7 protein-coding genes are annotated in these 9,074 nt (G+C 48.3%); all 7 read right to left on the bottom strand.

What is annotated here, in order from left to right:
* Nucleotides 1–436: 436 nt before the first annotated feature.
* The 7 genes from MKI83_RS16755 to MKI83_RS16725 all read right to left on the bottom strand — a co-directional run bounded on the left by MKI83_RS16755 (nt 437) and on the right by MKI83_RS16725 (nt 8,979).
* On the bottom strand, nt 437–742 hold the full coding sequence (locus tag MKI83_RS16755; protein WP_241588463.1) for a hypothetical protein: 306 nt from the start codon (nt 740–742) through the stop codon (nt 437–439).
* A 799-nt stretch (nt 743–1,541) separates the two neighbouring features.
* Nucleotides 1,542–1,940, bottom strand: coding sequence for a lysozyme inhibitor LprI family protein (locus MKI83_RS16750; RefSeq protein WP_241588462.1), 399 nt, complete (start codon nt 1,938–1,940; stop codon nt 1,542–1,544).
* A gap of 429 nt (nt 1,941–2,369) precedes the next feature.
* The gene (locus tag MKI83_RS16745) at nt 2,370–2,906 is read right to left on the bottom strand and encodes an HNH endonuclease (protein ID WP_241588460.1); all 537 of its coding nucleotides are present in this window, start codon (nt 2,904–2,906) and stop codon (nt 2,370–2,372) included.
* Between the two features lie 833 nt (nt 2,907–3,739).
* Nucleotides 3,740–4,129: a DUF6228 family protein gene (locus MKI83_RS16740; protein WP_241588459.1), complete on the bottom strand. Its 390-nt coding sequence runs from the start codon at nt 4,127–4,129 to the stop codon at nt 3,740–3,742.
* A gap of 79 nt (nt 4,130–4,208) precedes the next feature.
* Complete coding sequence (locus MKI83_RS16735; RefSeq protein ID WP_241588457.1) at nt 4,209–4,937, bottom strand: hypothetical protein; 729 nt, start codon at nt 4,935–4,937, stop codon at nt 4,209–4,211.
* 2,590 nt (nt 4,938–7,527) lie between these two features.
* Complete coding sequence (locus tag MKI83_RS16730; RefSeq protein WP_241588456.1) at nt 7,528–7,956, bottom strand: lysozyme inhibitor LprI family protein; 429 nt, start codon at nt 7,954–7,956, stop codon at nt 7,528–7,530.
* Nucleotides 7,957–8,403: 447 nt separating this feature from the next.
* Nucleotides 8,404–8,979, bottom strand: coding sequence for a hypothetical protein (locus MKI83_RS16725; protein ID WP_241588454.1), 576 nt, complete (start codon nt 8,977–8,979; stop codon nt 8,404–8,406).
* Between the last annotated feature and the right edge of the window lie 95 nt (nt 8,980–9,074).

The following is a 9,074-nucleotide window of genomic DNA, read 5'->3' as shown; positions in this document are numbered from 1 at the left end:
AGCTAACGGGCCGACAAAAGCGCAGCTTTTGGCGGTCCAGCGAACGAAGTGAGCGGCGTTGAGCGCATTGTTAGGATGCGAAGTTGTAGCTGTGAAAGCACAGGCAACACCCAAACGAAAAGGCCAAGAACGCCGAAGTGGAAGATGACCCAAGTAGTTATTTGCGACCCGATCCATGCTGTCAAAACCTTCCATTGCTTACCGCAAATAACCCGCTGGCGAACCTACAAGCGACACCGCGGAGCTTGAGCAAAACACCAAAGCTAACGACAAAACAGCGCACTGAAAAGCGGCGAGTGGCTGCGTTGTGGCTGAGTGCTTTATGACCACGAATTGAATGCGCCTAACGATTAAGCTAACGGGCTGACAAAAGCGCAGCTTTTGGCAGTCCAGCGAACGAAGTGAGCGGCGTTGAGCGCATTGTTATATTTCAAGGCTAGAAGAACTTGCGAAAGGCGATGTATATAATCGCGGCAGCCAAAGAGTATTGAATTGCCAAGAGTGGCTTTTTGTATTTTTCTAGTTTGAAGCCTAGCAATTTTAGCGCTTCAGGTATTGCCACTGAAGCGCCAAGAACTAGTGTAAGTATTGATAGAGGGTAAGCGTCGCCGCCGACTATGAGTCCAGAGCTCTTGGACGGGATGTAGTATTGTCCGGTTAAAACTCCGTAACACCCAAGGGCGATGAATAGTGAAGCCCAAGCAATCGTTGCTTGAGAAATGATCTTTTCTTTCGGACTCATAGATGTTTCTCCTTGATATATAACGATTAAGCTAACGGGCCGACAAAAGCGCAGCTTTTGGCGGTCCAGCGAGTGAAACGAGCGGCGTTGAGCGCATTGTTAGGATGCGAAGTTGTAGCTGAGAAGCTACAGGTAACACCTAAACGAAATGGCAACACGCGCCGAAGTGGGCGATTGGTAAAGCAGTTATTTGCGACTCGATCCATGCTGTCAAAACCTTCCATTGCTTACCGCAAATAACCCGTCGGCGAACCTGCAAACGGCGCCGCGTAGGCTGAACGAAACACCAAAGCTAACGACAAAACAGCACGCTGAAAAGCGGCGTGTGGCTGCGTTGTGGCTGCATGGTTTACCAACACGATTTCAAGCGCCCTAACGATTAAGCTAACGGGCTGACAAAAGCGCAGCTTTTGGCAGTCCAGCGAACGGAGTGAGCGGCGTTGAGCGCATTGTTAGGATGCGAAGTTGTAGCTGCGAAGCTACAGGCAACACTCAAACGAAATGGCGATTCACGGCGAAGCGTGCGGTTGGCTAAGTAGTTATTTGCGACTCGATCCATGCTGTCAAAACCTTCCATTGCTTACCGCAAATAACCCGTCGGCGAACCAGCAAGCGGCACCGCGGGGCTTGAACGAAATACCAAAGCTAACGACAAAACCGCGTGCTGAAAAGCGGCGTGTGGCTTCGTTGTTGCGAGGTGTTCGATAGCCACGATTCAAATGCGCCTAACGTTTGGTTAAGGGGCGGGCTTTAGCCCGTCCCAGTGAGCGAAGCGAACGGTTTGAACCCGTTGTTAGGGTTAATACGGTGCATAATTGTTTAGCTCCTTTATTCTTTGCTCAGCACGTTCTTTCTTGCAGCTTAAATATATGGAGTTGCGAATAGTGCCTGACCTATGCATTGCGTATTGCGTGTCACAATCTGCTTCTCTGAATTTTATCCAGGCACGCTGGGCGATGAGAAGCTTTTTCCTGTATTCGGTGTAGTTGTCTTGAGCTGTGTCGGCTTGAGTAAGCTGTTTTACAAGGCCTTGATAAGCTTGATTCAGACTGGTTTCGGTTTTATCCAATTCGATAGCAATACATTGCTCCACATCTGGTGTGGAAAATGCCTTTGTGCAGTCAATTCCAGAGGCTTCTTCTGCATTGACGCTAATAGAGACAAGGATTGTGAAAAGAAGTAGAGCACGCGGCGCCATGTCTATCCCTAACGATTAAGCTAACGGGCTGACAAAAGCGCAGCTTTTGGCAGTCCAGCGAGTGAAACGAGCGGCGTTGAGCGCATTGTTAGGATGCGAAGTTGTAGCTGCGACGCTACAGGCAACACCCAAACGAAATGGCGACACTCGCCGAAGCGGGCGGTTGGCTAAGTAGTTATTTGCGACTCGATCCATGCTGTCAAAACCTTCCCATGCTTGCCGCAAATAACCCGCTGGCGAACCTGCAAACGGCACCGCGGAGCTTGAACGAAACACCAAAGCTAACGGCAAAACAGCGCGCTGAAAAGCGGCGTGTGGTGTCGTTGTGGTTGCATGGTTTACCTACACGATTTCAAGCGCCCTAACGTTTGGTTAAGGGGCGGGCTTTAGCCCGTCCCAGTGAGCGAAGCGAACGGTTTGAACCACTTGTTAGAGTGCTTTGTAGGCAATTGCAACCTCAAAATTAATTTTGGTAGCAAGTGCTTGCGATTCGCGCATGAGTGCCTGTGCTCGCTCCAAGTTATTTTGGTGCAGAGCCCATATTTCACTTCCTACAATAGCCTCGAAATCCATTTTCGTTGGAGCTTTCGAAGTTTCGTAAATTTCTAAGCGTTTAATGCGTTCATCAATATCACTGACTCCACGCGCGGTAGGAGATAGTTGTGCGCTACTAAGCATCCATGCTTTCCAATTCTTGTTGCCCTTGGATTGGTTACATTTCCCGCAAGAAGGTACTAAATTATGAATTTCAGAAATGTAACCCGTTGGCTTCTTGTCTTTAATTAGAGGGCGAAGGTGATCCCATTCAGAAGCGATGCCACCACAATAAGCGCATTGGTAGGTTTGTGGTGTCATACCTAGGATTTCTAATGCATTTTGTACTTCATGAGCGGTTGGATAAATAACCGGTATTATGGAATTTATGAATGCATTCGTGATGCTTGAAGATCTTCCAGTGATCTTCATTGGTGTTGGCATTCTGAATAGCGATAGATATTCCAAGGAGAAGTACTCTAACGATTAAGCTAACGGGCTGACAAAAGCGCAGCTTTTGGCAGTCCAGCGAGTGAAACGAGCGGCGTTGAGCGCATTGTTAGGATGCGCAGTTGTGGCTGTGAAGTGGCAGGCAACACCCAAACGAAATGGCGATACGCGCCGAAGCGGGCGATGACCCAAGTAGTTATTTGCGACTCGATCCATGCTGTCAAAACCTTCCATTGCTTACCGCAAATAACCCGACGGCGAACCTGCAAACGGCACCGCGGAGCTTGAATGAAACACCAAAGCTAACGACAAAACAGTGCGCTGAAAAGCGGCCTGCGGTGTCGCTGTGGCGAGGTGTTTGATAATCACGATTCAAATGCGCCTAACGATTAAGCTAACGGGCTGACAAAAGCGCAGCTTTTGGCAGTCCAGCGAACGAAGTGAGCGGCGTTGAGCGCATTGTTAGGATGCGAAGTTGTGGCCGTGAAGCCGCAGGCAACACCCAAACGGAAAGGCAAAATACGCCGAAGCACGCGATGACCCAAGTAGTTATTTGCGACTCGATCCATGCTGTCAAAACCTTCCTTTGCTTACCGCAAATAACCCGCTGGCGAACCTGCAAACGGCACCGCGGAGCTTGAGTGAAACACCAAAGCTAACGACAAAACCGCGCGCTGAAAAGCAGCGTGTGGCTGAGTTGTGGCTGAGTGCTTTATGACCACGAAATTGAATGCGCCTAACGTTTGGTTAAGGGGCGGGCTTTAGCCCGTCCCAGTGAGCGAAGCGAGCGATTTGAACCACTAGTTAGAAGCCATTCACTCATGGAAAAATTTATTAATATCTTTTGAAGCCTTTTCCATTAGTCCACTTTCTAAATTTAAGATTACTTGAGCTTCCCAAGGTTCTGCGCCTTCGTATTGGGAGAACTTGAGCTTAACCGCTATGTGGCCTTTTTGATCTGATGTGCATGTAACTGAAAATTCTTGCTCAATTGATACCCAGTTTATTTCGCCGTCCCAGCCTTTCCATTCTTTGGCCATGTACAGAAACAGATCAACTAATAATTCGCAGTCGGTGTAACCCCAGACACGCCTCGAAACGAAGACATCAGGACTTTTGTATGAAGCAGTAAAATAGTCGCCTTCGATGTTTGACAACACCAATTGTGCGGCTGTATCTGCTGATTTGATGACGACTTCATTCATTGCTATGGCTTCTAACGTTTGGTTAAGGGGCGGGCTTTAGCCCGTCCCAGTGAGCGAAGCGAACGGTTTGAACCAGTTGTTATACATTTCCAACTCGTTCTATTTTGTGTATTTGTTTTGGCTCTATGAGCTTGCCGCCAGCATTGAAGCATGTGTTTGCAATTGATGCGGAATCGATCAATGTCTCGCCATCTTCAATGAGGTGGAGATACCACAGTACACAAGGTAGCTCGTATCCTGCTGATTGCTCAACGAATGACACTATGTATGGTTGGGTGATTTTTTGGTAACGCTCGACAAGTAGGTGATAGTTCTCTCCTAAAAGCGAGCCCGCAATATCTTCTACCATTTCAGGTGCCTCGATGTAGCTATGATTAGCTCCTGGTGCGTGAATCGCTATGTCTTTGAATAAAACAGCAAACGGCCCTTCATCTGCCTCCGTTTGCTTTCCCGCTAGAGACAGTGAAAATGGATTGCTTCCAGAATGAGTAAGATCATCGGCCAGAGAAATTAGAGTGGCTTCAAGTTTTGGCTTTACGGCACTTTTGGGAAGAATTCCATCTTGGTAAAAAGACGCAGGATTATCAACTCTTGTGCCGTGAAACCAAACTGTATTGAATTCATCAATTGGTGCGCCGAGCTTAAGGTGTATTTGCTGGTAAATGTGCGCACTTGGACTTTGGCTAGTGTCTTGATACGGGTTTATGGTTTTCAGGGCTTTTATGAGCGTTGTTTCATCTGTATTAAATATTTGGCTAGCCGAGAATTTTGCTGATTCGTGTGTTGAGCAATCTAGGGTTATGTGCATTCTGCTAGCTCAAAGAATATGTATAACGATTAAGCTAACGGGCTGACAAAAGCGCAGCTTTTGGCAGTCCAGCGAACGGAGTGAGCGGCGTTGAGCGCATTGTTAGGATGCGAAGTTGTAGCTGCGAAGCTACAGGCAACACTCAAACGAAATGGCGATTCACGGCGAAGCGTGCGGTTGGCTAAGTAGTTATTTGCGACTCGATCCATGCTGTCAAAACCTTCCATTGCTTACCGCAAATAACCCGTCGGCGAACCAGCAAGCGGCACCGCGGGGCTTGAACGAAATACCAAAGCTAACGACAAAACCGCGTGCTGAAAAGCGGCGTGTGGCTTCGTTGTTGCGAGGTGTTCGATAGCCACGATTCAAATGCGCCTAACGATTAAGCTAACGGGCTGACAAAAGCGCAGCTTTTGGCAGTCCAGCGAGTGAAACGAGCGGCGTTGAGCGCATTGTTAGGATGCGAAGTTGTAGCCGAAAAGCTACAGGTTGCACCCAAACGAAAAGGCGAAACGCACGCGGCGTAAAGGCGAAACACGTAGTTATTTGCGACTCGATCCATGTTGTCAAAACCTTCCTTTGCTTACCGCAAATAACCCGACGGCGAACCTGCAAACGGCACCGCGGGGCTTGAGTAAAACACCAAAGCTAACGACAAAACCGCGTGCTGAAAAGTGGCCTGCGGATTCGTTGTGGTTGCATGGTTTACCAACACGATTTCAAGCGCCCTAACGATTAAGCTAACGGGCTGACAAAAGCACAGCTTTTGGCAGTCCAGCGAACGAAGTGAGCGGCGTTGAGCGCATTGTTAGGATGCGCAGTTGTAGCTGCGAAGCCGCAGGCCAAACCCAAACTTGATGGCAGCACACGCCGAAGTGGGCGATTGGTAAAGCAGTTATTTGCGACTCGATCCATGCTGTCAAAACCTTCCATTGTTTACCGCAAATAACCCGCCGGCGAACCAGCAAGCGGCGCCGCGGAGCTTGAACGAAACACCAAAGCTAACGACAAAACAGCGTGCTGAAAAGCCGCGTGTGGCTGAGTTGTGTCTGAGTGCTTTATGACCACGAATTGAATGCGCCTAACGATTAAGCTAACGGGCTGACAAAAGCGCAGCTTTTGGCAGTCCAGCGAGTGAAACGAGCGGCGTTGAGCGCATTGTTAGGATGCGAAGTTGTGGCTGTGAAGCAACAGGCCACACCCAAACGAAAAGGCGAAACGCACGCGGTGTAAAGATGAAACACGTAGTTATTTGCGACTCGATCCATGCTGTCAAAACCTTCCCTTGTTTACCGCAAATAACCCGCCGGCGAACCTTCAAACGGCGCCACGGAGCTTGAACAAAACACCAAAGTTAACGACAAAACAGTGCACTGAAAAGCCGCGTGTGGTGTCGTTGTGGTTGCATGGTTTACCAACACGATTTCAAGCGCCCTAACGATTAAGCTAACGGGCCGACAAAAGCGCAGCTTTTGGCGGTCCAGCGAACGAAGTGAGCGGCGTTGAGCGCATTGTTAGGATGCGACGTTGTGGCCGTGAAGGCGCAGGCAGCACCCAAGCGAAAGGACTCAAAACGCCGAAGCGGGCGATGACCTAAGCAGTTATTTGCGACTCGATCCATGCTGTCAAAACCTTCCTTTGCTTACCGCAAATAACCCGCTGGCGAGCCTGCAAACGGCACCGCGGGGCTGGAACGAAAAACCAAAGCTAACGACAAAACAGCGTGCTGAAAAGCAGCGTGTGGTGTCGTTGTAGTTGCATGGTTTACCAACATGATTTCAAGCGCCCTAACGATTAAGCTAACGGGCGGCAAAAAGCGCAGCTTTTTGACGTCCAGCGAACGAAGTGAGCGGCGTTGAGCGCATTGTTAGGATGGCTCGTTGTGGCTGTGGAGTCGCAGGCAAAACCTATGCGAAAAGACCCAAAACGCCGAAGTGATGACTTTCTAAAGTAGTTATTTGCGACTCGATCCATGCTGTCAAAACCTTCCATTGCTTACCGCAAATAACCCGTCGGCGAACCTGCAAACGGCACCGCGTGAGCAGAATAAAACACCAAAGCTAACGACAAAACCGCGTGCTGAAAAGCAGCGTGTGGATTCGTTGTGGCTTGGTAGTTTCTAGGCATTTTTGATGCGCCCTAACGATTAAGCTAACGGGCCGACAAAAGCGCAGCTTTTGGCGGTCCAGCGAGTGAAACGAGCGGCGTTGAGCGCATTGTTAGGATGCGAAGTTGTGGCCGTGAAGCCGCAGGCAACACCCAAGCGGAAGGACTCAAAACGCCGAAGCGTGCGGTTGGCTAAGTAGTTATTTGCGACTCGATCCATGCTGTCAAAACCTTCCATTGTTTACCGCAAATAACTCGCTGGCGAACCTGCAAACGGCGCCGCCGAGCTTGAGCAAAACACCAAAGCTAACGACAAAACCGCGCGCTGAAAAGCGGCCTGTGGATTCGTTGTGGCGAGGTGTTGGATAACCACGATTCAAATGCGCCTAACGTTTGGTTAAGGGGCGGCTAAAAGCGCAGCTTTTAGACGTCCCAGTGAGCGAAGCGAACGACTTGAACCAATTGTTATGCCTTTGCACAAGGTTTATTGCAGGCATGAATCGCAGCCAAGTTGAATGCTGTTGAGCTTATTAACTCTCTCATTGTTAAGTTCTGTTGCGCAGGCTTCAAAGAAAAGTTGCCCTTGGGCAGTGGGGTTTTGAAACGCACTGGCACTTACAGCGCGTAACTTGCATTCGCTTTTTCTAAAGGCAAGCCATTTTTCTTGAGAGTCTGTTAGCAGGGTGCTATCCCGCTTGACCTCAGATGATATTCGCTTAAATGTTCTCTCTAGTGCCTCTTGTGATTCAGTGTAGAAATGCTGTATGCAGTTATATGTGCGAAGACTGTCAAACTTAAAGCACTTTTCCGTTGAGTCGGCTGAGAACTCAATGCCGCTGACATTTTCAAAATAGTCGCTTGCGTAGGTACTTGGTGATAATGCAAGAACTGCAAGAATTGCGAGTAGCTTCATGGTTCGTTTCTTACCAGCGCATAACGATTAAGCTAACGGGCTGACAAAAGCGCAGCTTTTGGCAGTCCAGCGAACGAAGTGAGCGGCGTTGAGCGCATTGTTAGGATGCGAAGTTGTAGCCGTGAAGCTACAGGCAACACCCAAACGAAAAGGCGAAACGCACGCGGTGTGAAGACGAAACACGTAGTTATTTGCGACTCGATCCATGCTGTCAAAACCTTCCATTGCTTACCGCAAATAACCCGCCGGCGAACCTACAGGAGGCGCCGCGGACCTTGAGCGAAACACCAAAGCTAACGACAAGATAGCGCGCTGAAAAGCGGCGTGTGGATTCGTTGTGGCTTGGTAGTTTCTAGGCATTTTTGATGCGCCCTAACGTTCAGGTTAAGGGGCTGGCTTTAGCCAGTCCCAGTGAGCGAAGCGAACGACTTGAACCGCTAGTTAGCATTACTGCGCACGGTCTACGCCGCTAATAATTAACCCTAAAGGTGATTCTATTAAATAAATTTTTACATAAAATTTGCCTTCTGGGCTATTTGAGTAAAAATATGAAGTTGTACATATTTTGAAAATAAAGCTTTTAACTGTTTGACTCTTGATTGAGAACTTACAAGCCTCGCGCCGTCCAATATTTTTATGCGCCGTAACAGTGTCTATTTTTGTGTTTTCCTCTCCTGTGAAACTGGTTATTGCCCTTGGTATTATGTAATAGAAATTTAGTAGTGAGAAAAGAAATAGGCAAATAGCCAATGCTAGACCCGCCATAATTTTTTTGCTGCGACTGTAAACTAAAAATTTAACTGATGGTTTCCAGGTTTTATTTTTAAACTCCAAAATAACAAAACAAATTACTCCGGTGGAAAAAATTAAGCTGAGTATCAGTGCTGGCCAAAACACCAGTTCACTTGGGACAAAATCATGATAAGCAAATGTGTATAACGGAGCCGAAAAAAATAAATAGAACGTGAGAATGCTGATAATTTTTTGGCCTTGATGGGCGCCCTTGGACCAGAATAGAGACATAGAATTTTATCAGTAGTGCTAACGATTAAGCTAACGGGCTGACAAAAGCGCAGCTTTTGGCAGTCCAGCGAGTGAAACGAGCGGCGTTGAGCGCA

Source organism: Atopomonas sediminilitoris (genome assembly GCF_022601735.1).
GTDB lineage: Bacteria > Pseudomonadota > Gammaproteobacteria > Pseudomonadales > Pseudomonadaceae > Atopomonas > Atopomonas sediminilitoris.
Note: the sequence above shows the minus strand (reverse complement) of the source record. Positions and strands in the feature narration are given on the sequence as shown.

Excerpts from the sequence above, each read along its gene's own strand:
- MKI83_RS16755 (WP_241588463.1), bottom strand. The coding sequence starts at position 742 with ATGAGTCCGAAAGAAAAGATCATTTCTCAAGCAACGATTGCTTGGGCT.
- MKI83_RS16750 (WP_241588462.1), bottom strand. The coding sequence starts at position 1,940 with ATGGCGCCGCGTGCTCTACTTCTTTTCACAATCCTTGTCTCTATTAGC.
- MKI83_RS16745 (WP_241588460.1), bottom strand. The coding sequence starts at position 2,906 with ATGAAGATCACTGGAAGATCTTCAAGCATCACGAATGCATTCATAAAT.
- MKI83_RS16740 (WP_241588459.1), bottom strand. The coding sequence starts at position 4,129 with ATGAATGAAGTCGTCATCAAATCAGCAGATACAGCCGCACAATTGGTG.
- MKI83_RS16735 (WP_241588457.1), bottom strand. The coding sequence starts at position 4,937 with ATGCACATAACCCTAGATTGCTCAACACACGAATCAGCAAAATTCTCG.
- MKI83_RS16730 (WP_241588456.1), bottom strand. The coding sequence starts at position 7,956 with ATGAAGCTACTCGCAATTCTTGCAGTTCTTGCATTATCACCAAGTACC.
- MKI83_RS16725 (WP_241588454.1), bottom strand. The coding sequence starts at position 8,979 with ATGTCTCTATTCTGGTCCAAGGGCGCCCATCAAGGCCAAAAAATTATC.